The organism is Erwinia oleae (assembly GCF_000770305.1).
Taxonomy (GTDB): domain Bacteria; phylum Pseudomonadota; class Gammaproteobacteria; order Enterobacterales; family Enterobacteriaceae; genus Erwinia; species Erwinia oleae.
Genome location: NZ_JNVB01000051.1, coordinates 1 through 23969, shown reverse-complemented (window position 1 = coordinate 23969; position 23969 = coordinate 1). Strand labels below are relative to the sequence as shown.

Genomic DNA, 23969 nt, shown 5'->3' with positions numbered 1-23969 from the left:
ATTAAAAAAGAGGCGTCAGACAGGTTCAGTTAATTTCACGGCATTTTGTTTTTCTTCTGAATAGACCATCAGCGTCGAACCGGAAATAGCCAGAAAAATACCGAGCAGCGCCCAGGTTCCGGGCATTGATTGATAGACAATCAGTGAAATCACTGCGGTTAACACCGGCGCTAATGCATTGGTGCAGGGTGCGATAATCGTCGCTTTGCCGCGCGAAAGCGCCATCACCAGGCAGAGCGCGCCCACCGCGTTCAGTACCTGGATCAGCGCGGTTGCCACCGTCGCCATCGCCGGATAGCTGGCGCCCTTATCGGCCAGCATCAGCCACGCGACCGGCGCCAGCAAAATGCCGGTCAGCGTCATATAGCCGAAGAGGGAGCTGTCGCTAACGCCAAGATTGGAGGCGCGCTTCATAAAGAAGGCCTGCACGCCCCAGGCAGCGCAGATGATCACTGAATATACCAGCCACAGCAGCCCGGTGCCCTTGTCGCCGTCGCTGCTACTGATGCTGAATGTCACAATCGAGAGCAGCGCCAGCGTCACGCCGATAGCGCCCAGTTTATTGACCCGCTCTTTCAACATCACCAGCGACATCAACACGGTAATAGCCGGCGAGATCGAAATAATAGGGAAAACCAGATAGGCAGGCGCGCCCATCGCCAGCGTTTTAAATAACAGCAGCTGACCGCCCGCGCCGGTGAAGCCAATCAGGCACCCGTACAGCACCGCCGTAAAGGATCTGTCGAAGCGCTGACCGCGCAATGAGAAATAACAGGGGATCAACATGGTTAATGACCAGATAATATAGATCCACTGGTCGGGATAGCCGTAATGCGTGGTCGGCCAGGCGCTGAATGCACCCCAGACGCCCCACGTAATAACGACCATGAAGGTATAAACAATCCAGGATTTATTGCCCATCATAACCTCCGAATGAAATTTTTTTCAGCGCCTGTGCAGAGAGTGGCGTACCGTTTATTTTTGCTGCATAAATAGCGGCCCCGAGCCCTGGATGATATTCAGGGAGGCTGATATGATAATTACCGTTGAGTTTTGATAATTCATAGGCGAAGGCTTCAAGAATAACGTCACCGCATTTAAAGACGCCGCCGGAATAGGAAACGCGTACTCTTTCATCCTGAGTAAATTGCAGTGATTCGCGCAGCGCATCGACCATTAACGCCAGCTCTTTTGCCGCATGAAAAAATATTTCGCGGCTGTGCTTATCGCCCGCAACGGCGGCTTCGCAGGCAATGGGCGCCAGCGAGGCAATTTTTCCCCGGTCGCCTTTCCACTGGTTAAAGACCAGATCGCAAATATCCAGATCGTTATTACAGGGAAAGTTTTCACGAATGAGATCGTAAAAGAGATCTTTCTTCAGCCGGCCGTCCGCCATGCGGGAAAAGAGATTCAGCGACTGACAGCCAATCCAGTAGGCGCTGCCCTCGTCGCTGAACAGCTCTCCCCAGCCGCCACAGCGGGCGCTGCGCCCCAACCGCTCGCCGTAGGCGATGGAACCGGTGCCAGACACCACATTGATGCCGTCCTTGCAGCCGAGGCTCGCCGCCCAGCCGCAGATCATGTCGTTGTTGCAGCGATAGCGCGCGACATCCAGCACCGGCTGCGGCAGCGCGTCCAGCGTCGTGGTATCGGCTGAAACCTCGCCGTAGGCAGGCAAACCGAGAAAGCTGTAGGTGATATCGGCGGGCGTAATGCCCGCGCGATAACAGATTTCACTGATGCCGTTCGCAATCACGCTGCGCGCGCTCTCCATGCCGACGCTCAGGTAGTAGCAGGTGGCGGCCTCATGCCGCGCCAGCACCTCGCCCTCGCTGTTGAGCAGCACAAACGCCGTTTTGGTGCCGCCGCCATCCACGCCCAGGAAAATCACAGTGCACCTCCGGGGTTCAGACGATCTTCAGAACCGCACAGGGTGATTTTTTCATGGATCACTTTTTTCATCGCGTCCATTCCTTCGCGCATGTAGTAGCGCGGATCGCTGCCGTCCGGGTGAGCGGCAAACCACGTTTTCACCGCAGCGGCAAAAGCGATTTTCAACTCGGTGCCCACGTTGACCTTCGCGATGCCAAGCCGGATAGCCTGCATCACGTCCTCATCGGGCACGCCGCTGCCGCCGTGCAGCACCAGCGGAATACTCACCCGCTGGCCGATCTCTTCCAGCCTGGCGAAGTCAATATTGGGCCGCTGCGCATAGAGACCGTGCGCGGTGCCGATGGCAACCGCCAGGCTGTCGATACCGGTGCGCTCAACGAACGCGACCGCCTGCTGCGGATCGGTCAGAAAGGCGTGGGCCGCATCGACATTTTTATCGTCCTCGATGCCGCCGAGCTGGCCCAACTCCGCCTCCACGCTGCAATCGTGCAGATGGCAATACGCCACCACCCGACGAACCAGCGCAACGTTCTCCTCAAACGGCAGATGACTGCCGTCGATCATTGCGCTCCTGACGCCCGCATTCACCTTTGTCACGATATCGTCATAGTCTTCATGATGATCGAGATGCAGGATCCCCGGCACGCCGAAGCTGTGGGCATATGTATCGCCCAGCGCCAGCATCTCCTGACAGGCAATGTGTTTGAAGGTGCCTGGCGTGCCGGCAAGAATGGCCGGAGAGCGGCGCTCGCGGCACGCCTCCATTACCGCCTGAACGGTCTCTGCGTTATGAATGTTAAATGCCGGTACCGCCCACCCCTCTTTCCGCGCGCGCGCCAGCAGATATTTTGTTGAAATAATCGCCATGATTTTTCCTCAGTTCTGTTGCCCGTCGTTCCACGGATAGATATTGATGCCCTGCACCACGCGATTTACCCGCCCTTCCGGCGACGGATTGTCGGGCGTCATGCCGAAGTCAAAGGCGCTCGCCAGCGCGTAGGTTTGCGCCATCACCAGAAAGCCGAACGCCAGTTGACTGTCGCTGAAGGTTTCTGCCTCAGGCAGATAGAGATGCTCGCCCTGCTCGATTTCTGCCGCTTTTGCGCCCGCCAGCGCTACCACCTGCGCGGCCACGCGATCGCGCCGCAGTTCGGTCAGCAGATCGAGGTCGTAACGGCGCGTGTAGGGATCGTTGGAAATCAGCACGATAACCTGCGTCGCGGCGTTAACCAGCGATTTCGGCCCGTGACGAAAGCCAACCGGCGACTCATGGAAAGCCGCTATCTGTCCGGCGGTCAGCTCCAGCAGCTTGAGCGCGCTTTCGTGCGCGATGCCCTGTAGCGCGCCGCTGCCCAGCCAGATAACCTGTTTTATGCCGCGGCGTTGTAAAGGCGAGCGGGTGAAATCCGACTGCGTCTCCAGCAGCGAGGCGGTACTTTGCGACAGCGCCTGTACGGCTTGCGCGTCGATGCGATGAAACGCCAGCAGGCAGGCCAGCATCATGCTGCTCATGCTGCTGGTCATTGCGAAGCCGCGGTCGCAGGTTTTCTCCGGCAGCGGCAATGCCAGCACGCGCGGACGCGGGCGATAGCTGCGGTACAGCTCGCCCTGCGGATTGCAGGTAATCAGCAGATGATGGCAGTGGGCGTTGCGGCTGTCCGCCAGCTCAAGCGCCGCAATGCTTTCGGGGCTGGAGCCGGATCGGGCAAATGAAACCAGCAGCAGCGGGCCATTCGCAGGCAGATAGCCAGCGGGATCGCTGACGATATCGGTGGTGGAAACGGACATCACCGGCACCTGCAACGTGCGTGACAAAATCGGCGCCAGCGTATCGCCGATAAAGGCGGAGGAGCCCGCGCCGGTCAGTATCACCCGCAGGCCGGGCAGCGCGAGCAGCGGTTGCAGAAAATTGTCTGTCTCCGTTTGCTGCGCGCGCAGGTTGTGCAGCGTCTCCTGCCACATCTGCGGTTGCTGGCGGATCTCCTGCCCGGTCCAGCAGGGTTCAGCGTGTATTGTCATTATGCGTTCCTCAAAAGCAATCAATGGCAGGCGGCGGCGTAATCCCGCAGCACGTCGGTAATGTGATCCAGCGCCAGCGCGCGGGCGTCGGCGGCGAGCTGTCCGGCCCTGACCCGGCGATACTGATCCGGGAGGTACTGGCTCAGCAGCGGCAGCGGCAACGGCTGCGCGTTGAGGTTAGCCAGCAGGCAGTCGACCGCCGCCTGTACCTGCTTATCAGGCCAGTAGTAGCGCAGCCGATCGGAGTAGCTGAAATGGCGGGCAAAATGCTGTTGCGTTTCGCTGCCGTGATAATATTTTCGCCAGGCGGCGGCATCGCTCAGCATCGCCTGCTCAAGGCAACCGCGCAGGTTGCTGCACGACAGCGCGGGCAGCAGTTCGCGCTCAATATTTTCCAGCGCGTAAAGCGCCTCGCGAAGAGCGAAGGTCAGCGCCGGGCCGACTTTCAAAATGGCGAAGTGCCCGCGAACCAGCGCGCGATACGCCTGTGGATGCTGGTAGTCGGTTGAGTGCGCTTCAAAAACCATGTGCGGGTAGCTTTCGATAGTGCGGCTGAGCATCTGTGCCTTTTCAGGCTGGAAATCCGCGATGTCGTCGTGGGAGAACTCAACGCCCGGCTGCACCACCAGGCCAATGACGCGCGGCCAGATATCATCCAGGCCCTGCTCTTCAAATGCCTGCCGGTGCGCCAGCAGCGTTTTTTCGGCTGCCGATTCACGGGTTACCGCCAGCGTATCCAACGCGTCGTGCGCGCCGCCCGGCACCGGCACCTCGGTGCCGATGACGTAAACAGTCTGCCGCTGGCCGAAGCGCGCCTGACTGCACCGTTCGCCGACCGCCGCCAGCCTCGCCGCCCGCGCCGCCACTGTTTCATCAGGCAGCGGCGTGGGATCGTCCGCGCAGGACATACTGCAATCCAGATGGATCTTCTGAAAACCGGCGGCAACGTAGCGCTCTACCAGCACCTCGGCACGGCGCATCGCCTCGTCTGCCGGTAAGTGCTGCCAGCGGTTTGGGCCAAGGTGATCGCCACCAAGCACCAGCTGTGCCGGGTCAAAATCCACCTCTGCCGCCAGCGCCAGCAGTCGGTCATGAAAATCCTGCGGCGTCATGCCGGTGTAGCCGCCATCCTGATCGACCTGATTTGAGGTGGCCTCAATCAGTAGCAGCGTCTTCTCTTTACGGGCAAAGCGCATCGCCGCTTCAAGTACCCAGGGATGCGCCGAGCAGACAGACGTTATGCCCACGTGCTCGCCCTGTTTGTGCCGGGCAATTAGCGCCGTCAGTGCGTTCATTTCATCCTCTCAACTTTCGTTTTATTTCATTACGCCGTAAAACTGAACAAAAGCGACGTTAAAGGAAACAAAAAGAAAGATCAACACTTGTTAAAGGCGCAACCAAAGGAAAATGAAATAGTGTGATCGGCAGCTGATTTCCCGTACGCCCGGCAAAACGAAAGGTAAATGGCAAAAAAAAGGGAAACGAAAGAAAGGTTTTACTTATGATTGCCGTGGCCGGGGGAATATGCCAGGCTTCCACGCAGGGCGCCCGCGCGGGCTGGAAAGGGATTTGTCACATTGCGGTGTGGCTGAACAGAAAACAGAAGATAAGTATGAGTGAAAAGAAAAGCGTACGCGCCACCAGTGAACGACGTGAAAAGATCATTTCGTTTCTGAAACAGCAGGGAGCCGTTCAGGTCAGCGATCTGGCAAGCCATTTTAACGTGTCCACGGTGACCATCCGTGGCGATCTGGCCTTCCTGGAAAAGCTGGGCATTGCCACCCGCGCCTACGGTGGCGCGCTGCTTAATGAACAACCGGGGATTGCCAGCGAGCGCAGTCTTGCCACCAAGCAGACTGAGCATCTGCTGGTAAAACAGCGCATTGCGCGCGAGGCGGCAGCGATGATCGTGCCCGGCAGCGCCATTATTCTTGACTCAGGCACCACCACCTATGAGATCGCCCTGCAAATGCGTGATAAGCAGGAGATCATCGTAATGACCAACGGCATGAACGTCGCTAATGCGCTGCTCGACGCGGTGGATATTGAACTGCTGGTCACCGGCGGTCACCTGCGCCGCAGTTCACAATCTTTTTATGGTTCACAAGCCGAACGCTCTTTAGAAAACTACCATTTCGATATGCTTTTTCTTGGCGTGGACGGCCTGACGCTGACGCAAGGCGTGACCACCCACAATGAAAATGAGGCCCGCCTTAATCGCAGGATGTGCGAGGTAGCCAAACGCATCGTGGTGGTGGCCGATTCGAGCAAATTCAACCGGGTCAGCCTGCATCGCATCATTGATACCGCGCGTATTGACGTCCTGATCACCGACACCGGTATCAGTAGCACCATGCACAAAGGCCTGCTCGAACTTGGGGTGGATATTGTGCTGGTCGACAACCTCTGAATTCGGGGCCTCGCTGGCCCTGCCTTTCCCTTTCTTGCCACAAACCCATTTATTTTTGATGTTAATAAAGAAGTAACCCTCACCATTATTCTGGATCTGATTTATCAGCCATTCTTATACAAACATAAGCATTCTTGTACAGGTTTTACCGGAATCATTAAGAATTTATCGTGTTTGAAGTTATACAAAAGACAAATTTTGCCGTTTTTAGCAAAAAAATATTTAAAACAAACAAGCAATTGATACATACATTTCAAAAGAATCATTTGGCATTCTAATGTTTGAAATTTCCTGGTCGATACTTTCAATGTTGGTGCAAAAGCCTCCGCTAGCACTTTTCTGACATCGCAGGAGTTCCCATGAGACAGGCCGGACCATTCAGTTGGTTTGCAGATATGAAAGTCGGTCATAAGCTGGCTTCAGGGTTTTCAGTAATTATCGTTTCGCTGATATTGATCGGAGCGATCTCTGTGCTGGCACTGAAGGGAATTCAGGATAACTCACAGCGACGCGCGACAACCATTGATATGGTGGGATCGTTTGGATCGGCCAAGCTGAACCGAACGCTCTATCAATACACCAATGATATTGAATATGCTGACAAGAACGGTCAGGCGCTTCAGGATATGGTGGGTCAATACAACAAGCTACAGAGCTTCAGTTGGGACAGTGAAGGACAATCGCTGGTGACTGAAATTGGTCAGGCGCTGAAGGACTACACGAATCTGCGCGATATTCTGATTGCCGACATGAAAAGCATGATGGGCAAAGCGATTACGCTGCGCGATCTGCCTTTCCTGCTGATTGCACGCCAGCTTGACAGCATCCCGGCCGGTACGCTTTCGCCAGAGCTCGCGCTTAACGTGGCGCAACTGTCGAGCGAGCTGAAAGAGATCAAACTGGTCATTCTGGAAGCGACAACCACGCCGACGACGGAAAACCTGAGCGCGCTTAATGCGTTAATGAATAACGTAACCGCACTGACCGCTGCTTTTGACGCCAGCGGTAACCCGCAGCTTACGCCGATCGACACCGCTGTTCGTAATGCTATTACCAGCGCAAACCATGAACTGGCCGGCTTCGACGATATCTGGCAGGCCCACGGCAAAGCGGCAGGCGATCTGGCCACGCGGGCAAAGCAGTTTGATAATACCATCAAAAATATGTTCGTTTATCAGTCACGGATCTCCTCGCATTTTGTTGATTCATCAAAATGGACCATCGGCGGCATCGCGCTGGCGGCCGTGCTGGTGAGCATTATCATCGCCCGCCTGATCAGCAGCAGTATTACCCAGCCGCTGCGTCAAACCCTGGCCGTGGCGCAGCAGATCGCCGCTGGCGACCTGACTGCCGATGTTCACAGCACGCGTAAAGATGAGCCGGGCCAGCTTTTGCAGGCCGTGGCGACGATGAACCACAGCCTGAAAGACATCATCTATAACGTCAGAAACGGCATTCAGAGCGTGATGCTGGCGTCGGGCGAGATTGCCGTCGGCAACAATGACCTCTCTTCTCGTACCGAGGAGCAGGCGGCCGCCGTGGTGGAAACCGCAGCCAGCATGGAGCAACTGACCGCCACCGTGAAGCAAAATACCGATAACGCGCGTCATGCCAGTACTCTCGCCGTTAACGCCTCGACGGAAGCCGCGCGCGGCGGCGATATCATAGGGAAAATGACGTCGAGCATGAAATCTATCAAAGAGAGCTCCGCGCAGATTGCTGATATCACGTCGGTAATCAACAGCATCGCCTTCCAGACCAACATCCTGGCGCTCAACGCGGCGGTAGAATCCGCCAGAGCGGGTGAACACGGCAGAGGATTCGCCGTGGTGGCTGAAGAGGTGCGTGCACTGGCGCAGCGCAGCGCGACCGCCGCCAGAGAGATCGAAGGGCTGATCGCCAAATCCGTGGCGCAGGTTGAAGAAGGCGCGTCTCACGTTGACGGCGCCAGCGAAAGCATGGCCGGGATCCAACACTCAGTCGCGCAGGTTAGCGAACTGATGACGGAGATCGCCACGGCGTCGGAAGAGCAGAACCGCGGCATTGAGCAAATTGGTCGCGCAATGACGGAAATGGACAGCACCACGCAGCAGAACGCCGCGCTGGTTGAGCAGTCCTCCGCCGCTGCCAACGCGCTGGAAGATCAGGCGCAGCAGCTCAACGGAATGATTGCCGTATTCCGTATTGATGAAGGCCAGCCCGCGCCTGCGCCGGTCAGAGCAGCACCAGCCGCGACGCATTTCAGCGGCAGCAGAACCGTCGCGGGTAAAGATGCCTCATGGGTGGCGTTTAATTCGTAGGCAGAAAGCAATACGTTAAGAAAGGCCGTGGCGGCATATAACGCCACGGCTTTTTTTTAGCGTGCGGCGTGAGGGAATATCCAGACGTGCTCCTCAGGCAGCGACAGGTGGCAATGCGCCGGATCGCGTAGCGCATGCCCGTAAGCGCGAATGGCGATGTTATCGCCCGCCGTGCGGAACAGATATTCCCAGCGATCGCCGAGATACATGCTGGTCAGCAGCGGCAGCGCCAGCGCGTTTTCGGCGGGGGCGCTTTCGCTCAGCCGCACCCGTTCCACCCGGATCACCGCTATCCCCTCCTGCCCGACGCTGACGCCTTCGCCCGCTTTCCCCCACAGCGACCAGCCCGCGCCCTCAATTTTCGCTCTGCCATTGTCACACGCCGTCACTCTGCCCGGCAGCCGGTTATTGCTGCCCATAAATTCGGCGGTGAAAAGCGTCGAGGGCGATCCGTACATCTCCTGCGGCGTGCCCTGCTGTTCAATGACGCCATTATTCAGCAGCAAAATGCGATCGGAGATCGCCATCGCCTCATTTTGATCGTGCGTCACCATCAATGCGGAAAGGCCCAGTTTAACGATCAGTTCGCGCAGAAACACCCGCGCCTCTTCGCGCAGCTTGGCATCCAGGTTCGACAGCGGCTCATCAAGCAGGATCACCGGCGGGTTATACACCAGCGCCCGGCCAATCGCCACGCGCTGCTGCTGGCCGCCGGAAAGCTGGTGCGGATGGCGTTTGGCAAGACGGCCCAGCCCCAACTGCTCCAGCACGGCCCCAACCTGACGCGTGATTTCAGCAGCGGCGATCTTACGCAGCTTCAGGGGATAGGCCACGTTCTCGAAGACCGTTTTATGCGGCCAGAGCGCGTAAGACTGAAACACCAATCCCAGGTTACGCGCTTCGGCGGGCACTTCGCTGCGCGGGCTGCCGTCATAAACGGTGGAATTGCCAATAATAATCTTTCCGCCTGAGGGCTTTTCCAGCCCGGCGACCGCGCGCAGCAGCGTGGTTTTACCGCTGCCGGACGGCCCCAGCAGCGAAACCACTTCCCCCTTCTTAAGCTGCATGGATACGCCCTTCAGCACCGGGTTGTCGCCATAGGTGAGATGCAGGTTTTCTACTGCTAATTCAGTCATGTAATTTCACTCCAAAGCGCAGAGCCACGCCGAGGCCAATGACCACCAGCAGGATATTGATAAATGAGAGCGCCGCGACGATATCAATCGCGCCCGTCGCCCACAGCGAAACCAGCATCGAACCGATGGTTTCGGTGCCGGGCGAGAGCAAATAAACGCCGGTTGAGTATTCGCGCTCGAAAATCAGGAACATCAGCAGCCAGGAGCCGATCAGGCCATAGCGGGCAAGCGGAATAGTCACGTGGCGGGTAATTTGTCCGCGCGAGGCGCCCGCGCTGCGCGCGGCCTCTTCCAGCTCCGGCCCCACCTGAAGCAGCGTGCCGGAGATCAGTCGCAGGCCGTACGCCATCCACACCACCGTATAGGCCAGCCAGACGCTGAAGATGGTTTGCCGAAGCGATCGCAGCCACGGGATCAGGTTGTCGTGCAGCCACGGCGCCACCGGCAGGCCGGACAGCCAGCCGTGTTTAAGCGACTGATCCAGCCACAGCGGCAGGAACAGAAACACCCACAGAAACGCCAGACCGGCCAGCAGGCCCGGCACCGCGCGCGGCACCAGCACGCTGTAGTCGAGAAAACGCGTCACGTTATCCGGCTTGCGGTGCATCGCGATGCCGATAAACAGATAACAAACTACCGCCACCGCGCCGCCAATCACGCCAATCGCCATGGAGTTGACGATGGCGCGCAGCAGGTTGGGCTGCTGCCAGATAGTGCGGAACGCGCTTAGCGATGCTTCATCCCAGAAAGAGACGCCAACGCCCCAGTTAGAGATAAACGCGCGCAGCGCCACGCCGATCAGCGGCACGCCGATGGTGACGGTCAGCCAGAAAGCCACTATCGCGCCCGCCAACCAGCGCCACTTGCCGAGCGGCAGCGCTCTGGCCTGCGAGGCCTTACCTTTGAGGGTGACGAAACGGTTAGCGGTACGCATCAGCCTGCGCTGTAGCATCACCAGCGGAACGGTCAGGCAGATCAGAACCACCGCCACCGCTGCCATCAGGTGATACGACGGCGTGCCAAGCTTGTTGGTAAGCTGATAAAGATAGGTTGCCAGCACCATATTGCCTTCAGGATCGCCCAGCACCAGCATCAGCCCGAACACCTCCAGCCCAAGGAAAAACAGCAGTACGCTGGCGTACAGAATCGACGGGCGCACCATCGGCAGGCTCACCGCCGTCATCACCTGGAGCGGCGTGGCGCCTGCCGTGCGCGCGGCTTCCTCAACGTCCGAACCGACGCTGCGCAGCGCCGAAGAGATATAAAGGTAGGCGTGCGGGACATGGGTCAGTCCGGCAATCACCACGATGCTGGCCATTGAATAGATATTCCACGGCACGAAACCGATCGCCGCCTGCGCCCACAGCGACAGGAAGCCCACCGGCCCGGCAGCGACCACATAGCCGAAACCCAGCACCATCGGCGAGACAAAAATTGGCACAAGGATCAGCGGCTCGATAATGCGTCGGCCGGGCAGATCGGTTCGCACCATCAGAAATGCCAGGATGCCGCCAAGCGGAATGGCGATGATCACCAGGCCAAACGCCAGAATAAAGCCGGATTTCAGCGCTTTGTAGAAGTCAGGATCGGTAAAAATAAACTCGAACGACTCCAGACTGAACACCTTTTCAGGTGAAAAGAACGGTGCCGACAGGAAGCTCTGAATGATAATAAACAGCAGCGGAATATAGATAACCAGCGTGGTGATCAGCACCACCACGCTGCGCGGTAGCCCCTGCCATCTTCTGTGCAATGCTTTCATGGCTGTTCCCTTTGAGACAGACGCCGCGCGCGCCGATGAAGGCCGCGCGGGCGGCACAGAAGGTTATTTAGCGGCAGCGGCGCGCCACTGTTTGATGTAGTCCAGACGTTTTTTCGGCTGGAGATACTCCAGCAGCGACTCGTCAACGGGGATCGGCTTCAGCGCTTTACCGAGCTTTTTGGTCAGGCCGTCGATGTCATTTTCACCCTCGATATCGTTGCGAATTGAGGGGATATCAGACTTGTTCGCCAGAATGCTTTGCCCTTTTTCAGAGAGCACATAGTCCAGCCACAGTTTCGCCGCGTTGCCGTGCTGCGCTTCCTTACTGATAAAGGAGACGCGCGACAGCACCAGGGTGTAATCCTTCGGCATCGAAATACCGAGCGACGGATCGCCTTTCGCACGCGTTTCGGCATAGGAACCCAGGATGTTAAAGCCGATCAGATTCTCGCCGGAGGAGACGCGCTCCATCATCGTGCCGGTAGAGGACTGCACGGTCAGGCCGCCTTTCGCCACATCGGCCAGCGTTTTGAAGTAGTTAGCATCGGCTTTGCTGTCCTGCACGGAGAGCATAAAGCCCAGCCCGGACTTCTCAATATCGTAGGTGGTGACTTTTCTGCCGAACTTTTCAGTCTGGCTGGCCACCAGTTTCGCCAGCGCCGCATGAGAATCCGGTACGTCCTCTTTCGGGATCAGGCGCTTGTTGTAGATAAACACCACCGGCTCATAGGTGGTGCCATAGGCTTTTTGCTGCCATACCGCCCATTTCGGCAGCTTGCTCACCTCCGGCGACGCATACTCGTCGGCATAGCTGGTCGCCAGCTTCAGGCCGGTATCCATCGACGAGCTCCAGATAACGTCGCTGCTTCCGCCGCCGGACGCCTGCTCACTGATATAACGGTTGTACAGTTCGGTGCTGTTCATGTCGTTATATTCCACCTTCACGCCCGGGTAAGCCGCTTCAAACCCCTGAATCAGCGGCGCGGCGGCTTTGGTATCGGTCGTGGAATAAACCACCACTTTGCCCTCTTTTTTGGCCGCATCCACCACCTTCTGATAGTCCGCCGGGTAGCCTTCCGGCAGCGCCGCAGAGAGGGAAGAGGAAAATACCGCCGCAGCGGAAACTGCCAATACGCCAAACTTTAAATACATAAATTTAACCTCTGGTTACATTTAATGAACTTAAATTCAACATATAGACGTTATTTGAGCAGTGCCAGGCAAGATTGCGTTTAAAGTTTCGTTTTGTGAGGAAGGGAGGTTTTTGCGCTTTCAGAAGGCAGTGGTTAAGGAATTTATCGACAGCGCTTCTTACTGAGAGGGAGCGCTCTTTCACCCTTGCGCAGGGTGCGGCAGAGCAGAATGGGATGAAGTTGCCCACGAGTCACGGTGTTGCGGGCGACTTCTCATGCTGTATGAGGCACGATCTGACTGTCCGTGCCTCATTCTGTCGTCAACAAGGATCAGAAGCTTTGCCAGCTTTCTTCCAGATCGGCGGACGTTTTCTTCGCTGGCAGGCTGGCAGGGCGTGGTATCAGGGTCGCTGCCGCCGCGCGTGCTGGCGTCAGCACGCTTCCCGCTGAGGGTGATTCAATCACAAAGGTGGCGACCAGCTGATTGAGCACCGCCGCCTGTTCCATCAACGAGTGCGAGGCCGCCGAGGCTTCTTCAACGAGCGCCGCATTCTGCTGCGTCACGTCGTCCATCTGATTAACCGCCTGATGTACCTGGCCTATGCCTTGAGTCTGTTCATGAGCGGCGGCGGCGATTTCACTGACCAGGTCTGCAACCTGACCAATCGCTTCCTTCATATTACCCATATTCTGGCCCACCTCTTCCGCCTGCCCCGCGCCCATCGCCACGAAACGCATTGATGACTCGATCAGCTCTTTTATCTCACGCGCTGAAGAGGAGGAGCGCTGTGCAAGGTTGCGGACTTCGCCTGCCACGACGGCAAATCCGCGGCCCTGCTCGCCGGCTCGCGCGGCTTCAACCGCAGCATTGAGCGCCAGAATATTGGTCTGGAAGGCGATACCTTCAATCAGCGAGATGATATCGGTGATTTTTGCAGAGCTGTTTCTGATATCAGACATGGTGCCCAGCATGGTGCTGACCTTGGCCGCGCTGTCTTCCGAAAGGGTGCGGGCCTTTTGTGAAAGCTCGCTTGCCATATTGGTATTTTCGGCGGTCTGGCGCACCGTTTCACTCAGCTCTGACATGCTGGCGGCCGTCTGCTCCAGGGAAGCCGCCTGCTGTTCAGTTCTGGACGAGAGATCCTCATTACCTGCCGAGATCTGTGCAGAGGCCGTACTGACGGACTGAGAGGACGCGCTGACGGACAATAACGAGGCGGCAACGTTTTCCACCAGGTCATTGAATGCGCTTGCCGTCCGGCCAATTTCATCTTTACGGGAGCTATCCGCTCGCAGGGTCAGATCCAGACGTACGCTGGCCTGCTCCATGGTGGAACGCATAGCGTTAAGGCTTCTGCGGATGCCGGTTATTGTCATCACGGCGAAGAAGCCCAGCAGCAGGATCACCCCGGCTGAGCCTGCAATCATGCCCCAGAACGTATATTGATAGATTTGGGTATTCTGCTTTTTAAGCGCTTCACCGATGTCCACATTCAGCTGTAGCTGCTTCTGGTAGCCAACGATAAGGCTTCTGGCGGCTGCGCCTGCGCCGGCGTCTCCCTGAATCTCGAGCAGCGAGACCGCATTATTATGTTCCCGGGAGCTTTTTAGCAGGGCGGGAAGTTTACTCTCAATATCATTAATGGTCACGGCGCCGGCCTCTGTCATTTGCCGGTCTTCTTCATTGGAAACATCGTTTTCCAGATAATATTGATTGAGCGCCTTAAGCTTGTTCACCAGCTCGCTGAGCTTTTGCTCAACCTCTGCCTGTCGCGCCGGATTTGCGGCGGTCTGATGGCGGTACATCCAGATAATCAGTTGGTTGCTGTCTTCGACCATTTTACCTAAGTCGATAATTGAGGGCACGGTATTGCTCTGCACATACTGAAAACGTGACTGGAAACCGGTCACGACCAGCACGGCAACGATCACCAGGCCGATAAGGGAAGCGGAAAGAAGAGAAAAAACAAGGAACAGTCGCTGTGAGATTGACATATATTTTTACCTGAAATATTGCCGGGCCGGAAGGGCTGCACGGTATGAATCATGCAGCAGCACTTAACTATCGGCATCAGCCAAAAAATATTTAGCTTAAGTTTTACCTATTTCCCGTCAGGCAAAGCGAAACACGTCTATCGCCTGCTTCACCGCGTCAGCCTGACGTTGCTGCTGACGCGCTACCTGCACCGTTTCCGCTACGTGTTCAACGTTATCCTGCACGCTGCGATCGATGCTGGCGATACTGTCCTTCATCTGCGCAATACTGGCGCGCTGCTGGTCGCTCATTTCCGCAAGCTCGCTCACCAGCGATGTCAGGCCGTCAATACTGCTGATAATTTCATGCATGCTGGCGCCCGCGTTTTCTACCTGCACAGAGCCGTTGCGCGTGCACTCCACCGACGCGCTAATCAACGTGCGGATCTCTTTGGCGGCGTTTTCGCAGCGCAGCGCCAGCGTGCGCACCTCGGTAGCCACCACCGCGAACCCTTTGCCGTGCGCGCCTGCGCTGGCGGCCTCCACTGAGGCGTTCAGCGACAGAATGTTAGTCTGAAAAGCGATGCTGTCGATCAGCTCCAGAATGGCATTAATGCGCCGCGACTCCTCGCCGATTTGCGCCATTGAGCTGACCGCATCGCCGATGTTTTCCCCGCCCTTCTGCGCCATCTTGTTGGTATTGCTGGCGAGTTCGCGTGCCTGGCGCGCTTTCTCGCTGGTGAGGGTGGCGGCGGAGGTCATCTGCTCCATGGCGCTGGCGGCGTTTGCCAGCGCCGACGCCTGCTCATCGGTACGCGTCGACAGCGCGGCGTTGCGATTAAGAATATGTTCAGAGGCGGTCAGCAAATCACTCACGCCCGCGCTCACCTGGCAAAGCGCGCTGCCCATGGTGCCAAGCGTATTGTTAAAGGTTTTGCCGAAATCGGTGCGCGTCGCTTCGCTGTCCTGCGCCAGGGTCAGCTTGCCCGGCTCGCGCGTGATCCACGAGGCGAGGTGCGCCACCTCACTGGCAGAACGCGCATCGGCAGCCATATTTTGCGCGATGTAAATAAGAATGGCGGTCTGCGCCACCACGAACAACGCGTGAAACAGCACCATATGCCAGCCGGGATGCATAAACACGATCACCCCGAACATGTCGTTCGCCTGAAAGTAGTTGAACAGCGCATGATGCACCGCCGCGGTCGCTGCGCCAGCCAGAAGCGGGCGATAATCACGGTAGGCCAGCAGCGCGGAGAGCAGCACAAAAATGAAAAAATGGTATTCCGTGTCGCCTTCGCCTGACTGTATCAGCAGCGCGGCATAGGCAATCAGCACGAAGGCGAAGAACAACCGCGTCACCAGCCTGCCGGGGAACAGCGTTTTGACGACGGTGGCGGCGAGCGACAGCCCGATACCGACAATCAGCGCTAACGAAAGCGCGTCATGCCTCCAGCCGATAAACAGTGACACCGGCAGCAGTGCCCAGACGATAAGCAGCATCAGCCTGTCGGCCCTGCGCCAGATGTGCGACAGCGACACGCTGTCGGCCTGCATTGCCCGTGATGAAGGTTCAGCTAACATAGGTTGTTCCAGCGGGTTGGTATGCATCACGTTGTTTAACGAATGCGGGGCTCATTAATTGAGCATCAGAGTAAATTTGCTTGAGGATTATCGTCAACCGACTTTTTTGAGATTTTTCTTAGGAGTAACGGTGGTTACTGAGGGGGATTTTGCTTCGCATCGCCGTTAAATAGCGTTTTTCTATTTATTACCAGAGAATTAATGCATTAGTTGCCCATTAAGCCACAGAGAAAACTATTTACCTGCCCGCAAAATAAATCATTATTCTGGCTGAGCAGAGTACGCCATTGATAAAAGAACGTTGAGGAAAAACGGGACGACGTGCACCGCAAGCGGCACACGTCTGCATTATGCATCAGTTTTTGATGAGTTGATCGAACCACAACAGGCTGTTGCCGATGCCCTGCTGCGCGCCCTGCAAATTGTCGCGTAGCGCCACCAGCTGCTGCCCTTGCAGGATAGTGACATAGGGTGAATTCTGCTGAAGCTCCGTCTGCAACTGCGTGTAGCGCGTGCGCCGCTGCGTCGCGTCGCTTTCGGCGGCGGCCGCGCGCGTTTCCGCGCTGATTTTTGGGATCTCCCAGCCTGTGCGCCACGCGAGGGTTTTCGCGCCGCCGGGAACGTTGCTGGCAAAGGCGCTGGCGTTGCTGTGCGCATCGGGATAATCCGCTCCCCAGTAAATAAAGATCGACTGGAAATCCCGCCCGCGCATCTTGCCCCACAGTTCCGCTTCCGCCACGGGCTGAATATCAATATGCACATCGGCCGCCGCGAAGCTGGCCTGAAGCGCTTGCGCCACATCAATATAAGGCGGCTGATTGATTACCGTCAGAGAGAAATGGCTGCCCGGCTTGATCCCAGCCTGATTCAGAATGGCCTTCGCCTTCTCCACATCGTAATGGAACGGCGTCGTGTTCAGCGCGCCGTCAAAACCCTGCGGCAGGAAGCTCTGATGCACCTGATACTGGCCCTTCAACAGTTCGTCGGCGAGAGATTTGTAATCCACCAGCCAGCGCGCCGCCTGCCAGAATGCCGGATTGCCGAGCAGCGGCTGCTGCTTGTTCTGCGTATTAAAACCGAGGTAAAACACCAGATCGGAGGGATAGTTTTCAACCTTTACGCCGGGCTGCTGCTTCAGTGCGGCAAACTGGTCCGGGCCGAGTTGATAAGCCACATCCACATCGCCCTGCTGGATCAACAGGCGCCGCGAGCTGGCCTCTGCTACGTTTTTCAGTATGACGTTTTTCAACTGCGCGGCATGCTGCGCATAATTATTTTTCTCCAGCACCAGCGCCTGCTGCGGCACATACTGGCGGATGCGGTAAGCCGCGCTGCCCGCCGAATGCGTGCGCAGCCAGCCGTTGCCTTTATCGTCCTGCTGCTGATGCTGCGTCGCCAGTTTGCCGTCAACGATGGACGCCACCGGCGCGGTCAGCAGGCGTAAGACCAGATCGCGGCCGATGCCGGCATCCCAACTGATTTCAACCTGATTATCGCCCGTTGCTTTCAGATGGCTGTCTACGTTTTCCGGCGTCCAGCCCAGCTCCGCAAGAATGAACGCGGGCGACTTATTGAGCCTGACCGCGCGACTGAAGGAGAAGATCACGTCCTGCGGCGTCACGGCATTTCCGCTGGCGAAGCGCGCGCCGTCGCGCAGGGTGAAACGCAGGCTGTGCTCGTTGCTGCCGGGCTGCCATGCGCTGGCAAGGCCGGGAACCAGCTTCTGCGAATCGTTGCGATCGAGCGTCACCAACTGCTCATAGATATTGCGCAGACTGCCGTTACTGACCGTCTCAAACGCTTCGGCAGGATCGAAACTGATAATGCCATCCAGCGGGATCGCCACGACCAGCGTGTCTTTTGGGGTTGCTGCCTGGGCCAGCCCGATTACCAGCGAGGCCGCCAGCAACGTCAGGGTAAAACGACGCATTTTCTCTCTCCCTTCATCATGTTATCTCACGACTATAGAGAGCGGCGCAGGACGGGCGAAATGCTATTTCCGGTAAACGATATGCGCCTGAGAGCTGCTACAGTTACGCTCATTACCGGGTGAACCGTTTTCGCCTGCCTGTCGGAGCCTGCTTTAAGATGATCCAGCCCCACGCCGTGTTTGACGGTCACAACGATCTGCTGCTGCGTTTGTGGCTGCAAAACGCGCCCACCGAAGCGGTCAACCGCTTTCTTACCGGTTCGCTGAGCGGCCATCTCGATCTGACACGTATGCGCCAGGGCGGCTTTTTTGGTGGTCTGTTTGCGGTGTTTGTGCCGCCGGTCGGCTTTGTGAAGCAGCATCGCGACGGCTATGGCACAGAGAAGCATGACGCGCTGGCGATCGTCGAGGCACAAATCGCACTTTTGCAGGCGATTGAGGCACAATCGGCGGGGCGGGCGAAAATTTGCCGCAGCGCCGCAGAGATCGACCGCTGCCGCCGCGCAGATATACTGGCGCTGGTGCTGCATATTGAAGGCGCAGAGGCGCTGGACGGCGAACTGAGCCAGTTAGACGGCTGGATTGCGGCGGGCCTGCGCAGTATCGGCCCGCTGTGGAACCTGGCCAACCGCTTCGGCACGGGCGTAACGGGCAACTTCCCCGGTTCGCCCGACAGCGGCGACGGTCTGACGGAAGAGGGGCTTAACCTGTTGCGCGTCTGTAACCGCCGGAAACTGCTGATCGACCTCTCCCACATGAATGAAAAAGCCTTCTGGCAAACGGCCCGGCACAGCAGCGCGCCGCTGGTCGCCACTCACTCTAACGTGCACGCGCTCTGTCAGCAGCCGCGTAATCTTACTGCGCCGCAGTTGGAAGCCATTGCCGCCAGCGAGGGTTTCGTCGGTGTCAACTTTGGCACCGCCTTTCTGCGCGCCGACGGTCAGCGCAATGGCGACACGCCGCTCAGCGACATTATTCGCCACCTCGACGGGCTGATGGCGATTCTCGGTGAAGATCGCGTCGGCTTTGGTTCGGACTTCGACGGCATCAGCGTCCCTGACGCGCTGGGTGACGTCGCCGGACTGCCGCGCCTGACGGCGGCGATGGCTTCCGCTGGCTACGGCGAGGCGCTGATTGAAAAAATCTGCTGGCGAAACTGGCTGTCGGTATTGAAAAAAACCTGGGGCGAATAAGCCATTCGGAACATTTTGAGATAATTTCCGCCGTGATTATTCACGTTACAGGGTTGATCTCTGCGCCCGCCCGGCGCAACATTTGCGATGCAGAAATTTGACAATAAGCACATTACCTGCCGAACTTAACGTTCTTCGTTATCTGTTTGTTAACACCAAAAGGAGCCCGCTATGTGGACTAAACCTGCATTCGTTGATTTACGCTTAGGTCTGGAAGTCACGCTGTACATCTCTAACCGTTAATCCCTCGCGCCCGCAGCCCGCTGCGGGCACTTTTTTTCCCCTTTCCCGGTTACCTCATGCAGATAAACGTTCTCGGTTCAGCCGCTGGCGGTGGTTTCCCTCAGTGGAACTGCAACTGCCGAAACTGTCAGGGCGTGCGCAGCGGCAGCCTGAAAACCTCGGCGCGCACGCAGTCTTCCATCGCCCTCAGCGACGACGGCATCAATTTTGTGCTCTGCAACGCCTCGCCGGATATCGCGCAGCAGATCGCCGCCACCCCGGCGCTGAATAAACAGGATGCACTGCGCGGCACGGCCATTGGCGCCATCATTCTGACCGACAGCCAGATCGATCACAGCGCCGGGCTGCTGAGCCTGCGTGAAGGCTGCCCGCATCAGGTGTGGTGCACGCCGGAAGTGCATGACGATCTCAACAGCGGCTTCCCGGTTTTCACCATGCTGACGCACTGGAACGGCGGGCTGATACACCATGCGGTGACGCCCGGCGAGGCTTTCTCCGTTGCGGTGTGCCCGGCGCTGCGTTTCACCGCCATTCCGCTGCTCAGCAACGCGCCGCCTTACTCGCGCTATCGCGACAGGCCGCTGCCCGGCCACAATGTGGCGCTGTTTGTTGAGGATTCACGCAGCGGTAAAACGCTGCTCTATGCGCCGGGGCTGGGCGAGCCGGATGACGCCCTGCTCGGCTGGATGAAAAAAGCCGACTGCCTGCTGATTGACGGTACGCTGTGGCAGGACAACGAACTGGCCGCCACCGGCGTCGGCCGCAATACCGGCCGTGATATGGGCCATCTGGCGCTTTCGGAAGAGCGCGGGCTGATAGCGCTGCTTGCCTCGCTGCCTGCGCAGCGCAAAATCCTTATTCATATCAATAACACCAACCCGATCCTTGATGAAGACGCTCCGGAGCGCCACGCGCTGACGCAGCAGGGTATTGAGGTCAGCCAGGACGGGATGCGTATTGATCTTTAGCGAGTCAGACATGAAGCAAGAAAAGCCGATGACGCCTGAAGCCTTTGAACAGGCGCTACGCGCCAGGGGCGCCTTTTATCACATTCATCATCCGTACCATATTGCGATGCACAATGGTAAATGCACCCGCGTGCAAATCCAGGGCTGGGTGGCGAACCGTTTTTATTATCAGACCAGCATTCCGCTGAAAGATGCGGCGATCATGGCGAACTGCCCCGATGCCCGGACGCGCCGTAAATGGGTGCAGCGCATTCTCGATCACGATGGACAAGGCGACAGCGAAGGCGGCATCGAAGCCTGGCTTCGGCTGGGTGAAGCGGTGGGCCTGTCGCGCGAGGTGCTGCTCTCCGAGCAGATGGTGCTGCCCGGCGTACGTTTCGCGGTGGATGCCTATGTCAACTTTGCCCGCCGCGCGGTATGGCAGGAGGCGGCATGCAGCTCGCTGACCGAGCTGTTTGCGCCGCAGATCCACCAGTCGCGGCTCGACAGCTGGCCGCAGCATTATCCGTGGATCGATGAACAGGGCTACGGCTATTTCCGCAGCCGCCTTGGCCAGGCGAACCGCGACGTCGAGCACGGACTGGCGCTGGCGCTTGAGTACTGCACCACCGTTGAAAAACAGCAGCGAATGCTGGAGATCCTTCAGTTCAAGCTGGATATTCTGTGGAGCATGCTCGATGCAATGACGATGGCTTATGAATTACACCGCCCGCCCTACCATACTGTGACCGACAAAGTGGTGTGGCATAACCGGAGGCTGCCGTAATGATCCTGAACGACGCAACCCTTCCTGCTTTCCGTCGCGGCTACCGCCTGCAATGGGAACCGACGCAGGAGAGCCATGTGATCCTTTACCCGGAAGGCATGGCGAAGCTTAATGAGAGCGCCACCGCCATTTTGCAGTTGGTGGACGGCACGCGGTCCGTCTCTGCGCTGATTGCTGAGCTGGATGCACGCTTCCCGGACGCGGGCGGCGTGGCGGAAGACGTGAAGGCGTTTCTCGTCCAGGCGGGTGAACAGAAATGGATAATTTTCCGTGAACCGGCCTGAATTAGCGGTCAAACCGCCGCTCTGGCTGCTGGCGGAGCTGACCTATCGCTGCCCGCTTCAGTGTCCGTACTGCTCGAATCCGCTGGATTTCGCACAGCAGGAGAAAGAGCTGACCACCGCGCAGTGGATCACCGTTTTCGAACAGGCGCGTGAAATGGGCGCCGTGCAGTTAGGCTTCTCCGGCGGCGAGCCGCTGGTGCGCAAGGATCTGCCGGAACTGATCCGCGCCGCGCGCGATCTCGGTTTCTACACCAACCTGATCACCTCCGGCATCGGCCTGACCGAGCGCAAGATCGATGCCTTTGCCGGGGCAGGACTGGATCATATCCAGATCAGCTTCCAGGCGAGCGACGAAACGCTGAACGCCGCGCTGGCCGGCTCGCAGAAAGCCTTCCGGACCAAGCTGGCGATGGCGAAAGCGGTCAAGGCGCACGGCTATCCGATGGTACTGAACTTTGTGCTGCACCGGCACAATATCGATCAGATCGACCGCATTATCGATCTGAGCATTGAGCTGGACGCGGACGACGTCGAGCTGGCGACCTGTCAGTTTTATGGCTGGGCGCAACTCAACCGCGAAGGGCTGCTGCCGACGCGCGAGCAGATCGCCCGCGCCGAAGCGGTGGTGCAGCGCTACCGCGAAAAAATGGCCGCCGGCGGCCATCTGGCGAACCTGCTGTTCGTCACGCCCGACTATTATGAAGAGCGTCCGAAAGGCTGCATGGGCGGCTGGGGCGCTATTTTCCTCAGCGTGACGCCGGAAGGCACGGCCCTGCCCTGCCACAGCGCGCGCCAGCTACCGGTGCAGTTCCCTTCGGTGCTGGAGCACTCGCTGCGCGATATCTGGTTCAACTCATTCGGCTTTAACAAATATCGCGGCTTCGACTGGATGCCGGAGCCCTGCCGCTCCTGCTCCGAGAAAGAGCAGGACTTCGGTGGCTGCCGCTGCCAGGCCTTTATGCTGACCGGCAACGCCGACAACGCCGATCCGGTTTGCGGTAAATCGCCCCATCACGACACCATCCTGGCGGCGCGCGAGCAGGCCAACTGCACGCATATTCAGATCGATCAGCTACAGTTCCGCAACCGCGCCAACTCGCAGCTCATTTTCAAAAGCAGCGTGTAATGGAAGCTGAACGGCGGGTACTGGCAAACGGGCTGCGGATCGCCCTGATCCACGATCCTGACGCGTCGCAGGCGGCGGCGCTGTTCCACCTCGACGCGGGCAGCCTTCACGAACCTGACGCATGGCCCGGCCTGGCGCATCTGCTGGAGCACGTGCTGTTTGCCGGTAGCGAAGGCTTTCCCGGCGAGGCCCGACTGATGGCCTGGGCACCTGCCGAAGGTGCGCTGCTTAACGCCACCACGCAGGCGAACGCGACCGCCTGGTTTGTCGGGATGGCGGCAGACAAGCTGCCGGAGGCGCTGGCGCGGCTGGCGGATATGCTGGCGCGACCGCTGCTGACTATAGACGCCGTGCGGCAGGAAGCGAACGTTATTGAGGCGGAATACCGGCTGCTGGCGCAGCACGCCGGGGCGCAGTGTGAGGCTGCGCTGAGCCACGCTTTTGCGGCGCCACACCCTTTTCAACGTTTTCAGATTGGCAGCCGCGAGTGCTACGGCGAGGATGCAATCGCGCTTCAGCAGGCGCTGAAGGCGTATCATCAGCGTTTTTTCCATGCCGGGAATCTGACGCTGTGGTTACAGGGGCCGCAATCCGTGGAGGAACTGGCGGCGCTGGCCGCGCACGCCGGCAGCGGTTTCCGCGCCGCCGTTCATCCCGCAACGCCGCCTCCCGCGCTTAAAGCCGGCGCGCAGCGGACGTTTGCCATGCAGAGCAGTCGCCTGCGGCTGCTTCAGATCGGGTTTCTGGTCAGCGCCTGCCACGCAGACAGCTTTGCCCTGCTGGAGACGCTGCTTTGCGATCCCGCCCCCGACACGCTGCTTAACCGGCTGCGTCGGGAGGAACTGTGTGACGAGGTGAAACTCCTGGAGCCTTACCGCAGCCCGTCGCAGTCGCTGCTGCTTGTTGAATTTCAGCTCTGCGAAACCGCCAGCGCCGGAAGGATCGAAGCGCTGCTGCGGCGCTGGCTGGCGCAGCTTGACGCGCTCAGTGACGCCACGCTCGGCCACTATGCTGCGCTGGCGCGCCAGCGCTTTCGCCGGCGTTCGCCGCTCGACCAGCTCCGCGCGAGGGCGTTTGGTTTTCCGCCCGCGTCAACGCAGGGCTTTGCCGGACTGCGGGCGCAGCTTCGCCCGGCGGACGCCGTTTCTCTGCACATTGCGCCGGAGATCGTTGCGGAAAAGGTATGGCTGCGCGGTTTCCAACTGCGTTTTACCCCGACGCACCGCGAAGAAGTCACCCTTTTTCCTG

The 23969-nt window shown here is 58.3% G+C and carries 20 protein-coding genes; 9 read left to right on the top strand and 11 right to left on the bottom strand.

Going from position 1 to position 23969, the window contains the following annotated elements:
• Nucleotides 1-15 precede the first annotated feature (15 nt).
• The 5 genes from GS12_RS15890 to GS12_RS15870 are packed head-to-tail and all read right to left on the bottom strand — an operon-like array spanning nt 16 to nt 5207.
• Nucleotides 16-924: a DMT family transporter gene (locus GS12_RS15890; RefSeq protein ID WP_034948713.1), complete on the bottom strand. Its 909-nt coding sequence runs from the start codon at nt 922-924 to the stop codon at nt 16-18.
• A complete protein-coding gene (locus tag GS12_RS15885; RefSeq protein WP_152601421.1) occupies nt 911-1891 on the bottom strand; it encodes a BadF/BadG/BcrA/BcrD ATPase family protein in 981 nt (326 codons plus the stop codon). The genes GS12_RS15890 and GS12_RS15885 overlap by 14 nt, the downstream gene beginning before the upstream one ends.
• The gene (locus GS12_RS15880; RefSeq protein ID WP_034948711.1) at nt 1888-2760 is read right to left on the bottom strand and encodes a tagatose bisphosphate family class II aldolase; all 873 of its coding nucleotides are present in this window, start codon (nt 2758-2760) and stop codon (nt 1888-1890) included. Before GS12_RS15880 ends, GS12_RS15885 begins: the two co-directional genes overlap by 4 nt.
• A 9-nt stretch (nt 2761-2769) precedes the next feature.
• A complete protein-coding gene (locus tag GS12_RS15875) occupies nt 2770-3912 on the bottom strand; it encodes an SIS domain-containing protein (RefSeq protein ID WP_034948708.1) in 1143 nt (380 codons plus the stop codon).
• A gap of 20 nt (nt 3913-3932) precedes the next feature.
• The gene (locus GS12_RS15870) at nt 3933-5207 is read right to left on the bottom strand and encodes a D-tagatose-bisphosphate aldolase, class II, non-catalytic subunit (protein ID WP_034948705.1); all 1275 of its coding nucleotides are present in this window, start codon (nt 5205-5207) and stop codon (nt 3933-3935) included.
• Between the two features lie 317 nt (nt 5208-5524).
• Between GS12_RS15870 and GS12_RS15865 the strand changes: the two genes are divergently transcribed.
• Together GS12_RS15865 and GS12_RS15860 are read left to right on the top strand one after the other, a co-directional pair.
• Nucleotides 5525-6322: a DeoR family transcriptional regulator gene (locus GS12_RS15865; RefSeq protein ID WP_034948741.1), complete on the top strand. Its 798-nt coding sequence runs from the start codon at nt 5525-5527 to the stop codon at nt 6320-6322.
• A gap of 359 nt (nt 6323-6681) precedes the next feature.
• A complete protein-coding gene (locus GS12_RS15860) occupies nt 6682-8622 on the top strand; it encodes a methyl-accepting chemotaxis protein (protein WP_052118483.1) in 1941 nt (646 codons plus the stop codon).
• Nucleotides 8623-8678: 56 nt separating this feature from the next.
• Here GS12_RS15860 and GS12_RS15855 read toward each other — a convergent pair whose 3' ends face one another.
• The 6 genes from GS12_RS15855 to GS12_RS15830 all read right to left on the bottom strand — a co-directional run bounded on the left by GS12_RS15855 (nt 8679) and on the right by GS12_RS15830 (nt 18141).
• Complete coding sequence (locus GS12_RS15855; protein WP_034948702.1) at nt 8679-9758, bottom strand: ABC transporter ATP-binding protein; 1080 nt, start codon at nt 9756-9758, stop codon at nt 8679-8681.
• Nucleotides 9751-11520: an ABC transporter permease gene (locus tag GS12_RS15850; protein WP_034948699.1), complete on the bottom strand. Its 1770-nt coding sequence runs from the start codon at nt 11518-11520 to the stop codon at nt 9751-9753. The genes GS12_RS15855 and GS12_RS15850 overlap by 8 nt, the downstream gene beginning before the upstream one ends.
• Nucleotides 11521-11583: 63 nt before the next feature.
• Nucleotides 11584-12672, bottom strand: a complete 1089-nt coding sequence (locus tag GS12_RS15845) for an ABC transporter substrate-binding protein (protein ID WP_034916939.1) — start codon at nt 12670-12672, stop codon at nt 11584-11586.
• Nucleotides 12673-12983: 311 nt separating this feature from the next.
• Nucleotides 12984-14648 (bottom strand): methyl-accepting chemotaxis protein, encoded by a 1665-nt coding sequence (locus tag GS12_RS15840; RefSeq protein WP_034948696.1) that lies wholly within the window; start codon nt 14646-14648, stop codon nt 12984-12986.
• Between the two features lie 117 nt (nt 14649-14765).
• Nucleotides 14766-16211, bottom strand: a complete 1446-nt coding sequence (locus GS12_RS15835) for a methyl-accepting chemotaxis protein (RefSeq protein ID WP_051937218.1) — start codon at nt 16209-16211, stop codon at nt 14766-14768.
• A gap of 355 nt (nt 16212-16566) precedes the next feature.
• A complete protein-coding gene (locus tag GS12_RS15830; RefSeq protein ID WP_034948693.1) occupies nt 16567-18141 on the bottom strand; it encodes an ABC transporter substrate-binding protein in 1575 nt (524 codons plus the stop codon).
• A gap of 158 nt (nt 18142-18299) precedes the next feature.
• Between GS12_RS15830 and GS12_RS15825 the strand changes: the two genes are divergently transcribed.
• The 7 genes from GS12_RS15825 to pqqF all read left to right on the top strand — a co-directional run.
• Entirely contained in the window at nt 18300-19334 is a 1035-nt protein-coding gene (locus GS12_RS15825; protein WP_034948690.1) for a dipeptidase, read from the top strand.
• Between the two features lie 171 nt (nt 19335-19505).
• On the top strand, nt 19506-19577 hold the full coding sequence (gene pqqA / locus GS12_RS23445) for a pyrroloquinoline quinone precursor peptide PqqA (RefSeq protein ID WP_072016902.1): 72 nt from the start codon (nt 19506-19508) through the stop codon (nt 19575-19577).
• 56 nt (nt 19578-19633) lie between these two features.
• Nucleotides 19634-20545 (top strand): pyrroloquinoline quinone biosynthesis protein PqqB, encoded by a 912-nt coding sequence (pqqB, locus tag GS12_RS15820; RefSeq protein ID WP_034916948.1) that lies wholly within the window; start codon nt 19634-19636, stop codon nt 20543-20545.
• Nucleotides 20546-20555: 10 nt separating this feature from the next.
• Nucleotides 20556-21311: a pyrroloquinoline-quinone synthase PqqC gene (pqqC, locus tag GS12_RS15815; RefSeq protein ID WP_034948686.1), complete on the top strand. Its 756-nt coding sequence runs from the start codon at nt 20556-20558 to the stop codon at nt 21309-21311.
• Nucleotides 21311-21595: a pyrroloquinoline quinone biosynthesis peptide chaperone PqqD gene (gene pqqD, locus GS12_RS15810; RefSeq protein WP_034948683.1), complete on the top strand. Its 285-nt coding sequence runs from the start codon at nt 21311-21313 to the stop codon at nt 21593-21595. The genes pqqC and pqqD overlap by 1 nt, the downstream gene beginning before the upstream one ends.
• Nucleotides 21582-22721 carry a pyrroloquinoline quinone biosynthesis protein PqqE gene (pqqE, locus tag GS12_RS15805; RefSeq protein ID WP_034948681.1) on the top strand — a complete coding sequence of 380 codons (1140 nt, stop codon included), beginning with the start codon at nt 21582-21584 and terminating at the stop codon, nt 22719-22721. Before pqqD ends, pqqE begins: the two co-directional genes overlap by 14 nt.
• Nucleotides 22721-23969, top strand: a 1249-nt coding sequence (pqqF, locus tag GS12_RS15800) for a pyrroloquinoline quinone biosynthesis protein PqqF (protein WP_072016901.1), incomplete at its 3' end; no start/stop codon positions are given. The genes pqqE and pqqF, both read left to right, overlap by 1 nt.

Excerpts from the sequence above, each read along its gene's own strand:
- GS12_RS15890 (WP_034948713.1), bottom strand. The coding sequence starts at position 924 with ATGATGGGCAATAAATCCTGGATTGTTTATACCTTCATGGTCGTTATT.
- GS12_RS15880 (WP_034948711.1), bottom strand. The coding sequence starts at position 2,760 with ATGGCGATTATTTCAACAAAATATCTGCTGGCGCGCGCGCGGAAAGAG.
- GS12_RS15875 (WP_034948708.1), bottom strand. The coding sequence starts at position 3,912 with ATGACAATACACGCTGAACCCTGCTGGACCGGGCAGGAGATCCGCCAG.
- GS12_RS15870 (WP_034948705.1), bottom strand. The coding sequence starts at position 5,207 with ATGAACGCACTGACGGCGCTAATTGCCCGGCACAAACAGGGCGAGCAC.
- GS12_RS15865 (WP_034948741.1), top strand. The coding sequence starts at position 5,525 with ATGAGTGAAAAGAAAAGCGTACGCGCCACCAGTGAACGACGTGAAAAG.
- GS12_RS15860 (WP_052118483.1), top strand. The coding sequence starts at position 6,682 with ATGAGACAGGCCGGACCATTCAGTTGGTTTGCAGATATGAAAGTCGGT.
- GS12_RS15855 (WP_034948702.1), bottom strand. The coding sequence starts at position 9,758 with ATGACTGAATTAGCAGTAGAAAACCTGCATCTCACCTATGGCGACAAC.
- GS12_RS15850 (WP_034948699.1), bottom strand. The coding sequence starts at position 11,520 with ATGAAAGCATTGCACAGAAGATGGCAGGGGCTACCGCGCAGCGTGGTG.
- GS12_RS15845 (WP_034916939.1), bottom strand. The coding sequence starts at position 12,672 with ATGTATTTAAAGTTTGGCGTATTGGCAGTTTCCGCTGCGGCGGTATTT.
- GS12_RS15840 (WP_034948696.1), bottom strand. The coding sequence starts at position 14,648 with ATGTCAATCTCACAGCGACTGTTCCTTGTTTTTTCTCTTCTTTCCGCT.
- GS12_RS15835 (WP_051937218.1), bottom strand. The coding sequence starts at position 16,211 with ATGTTAGCTGAACCTTCATCACGGGCAATGCAGGCCGACAGCGTGTCG.
- GS12_RS15830 (WP_034948693.1), bottom strand. The coding sequence starts at position 18,141 with ATGCGTCGTTTTACCCTGACGTTGCTGGCGGCCTCGCTGGTAATCGGG.
- GS12_RS15825 (WP_034948690.1), top strand. The coding sequence starts at position 18,300 with ATGATCCAGCCCCACGCCGTGTTTGACGGTCACAACGATCTGCTGCTG.
- pqqB (WP_034916948.1), top strand. The coding sequence starts at position 19,634 with ATGCAGATAAACGTTCTCGGTTCAGCCGCTGGCGGTGGTTTCCCTCAG.
- pqqC (WP_034948686.1), top strand. The coding sequence starts at position 20,556 with ATGAAGCAAGAAAAGCCGATGACGCCTGAAGCCTTTGAACAGGCGCTA.
- pqqD (WP_034948683.1), top strand. The coding sequence starts at position 21,311 with ATGATCCTGAACGACGCAACCCTTCCTGCTTTCCGTCGCGGCTACCGC.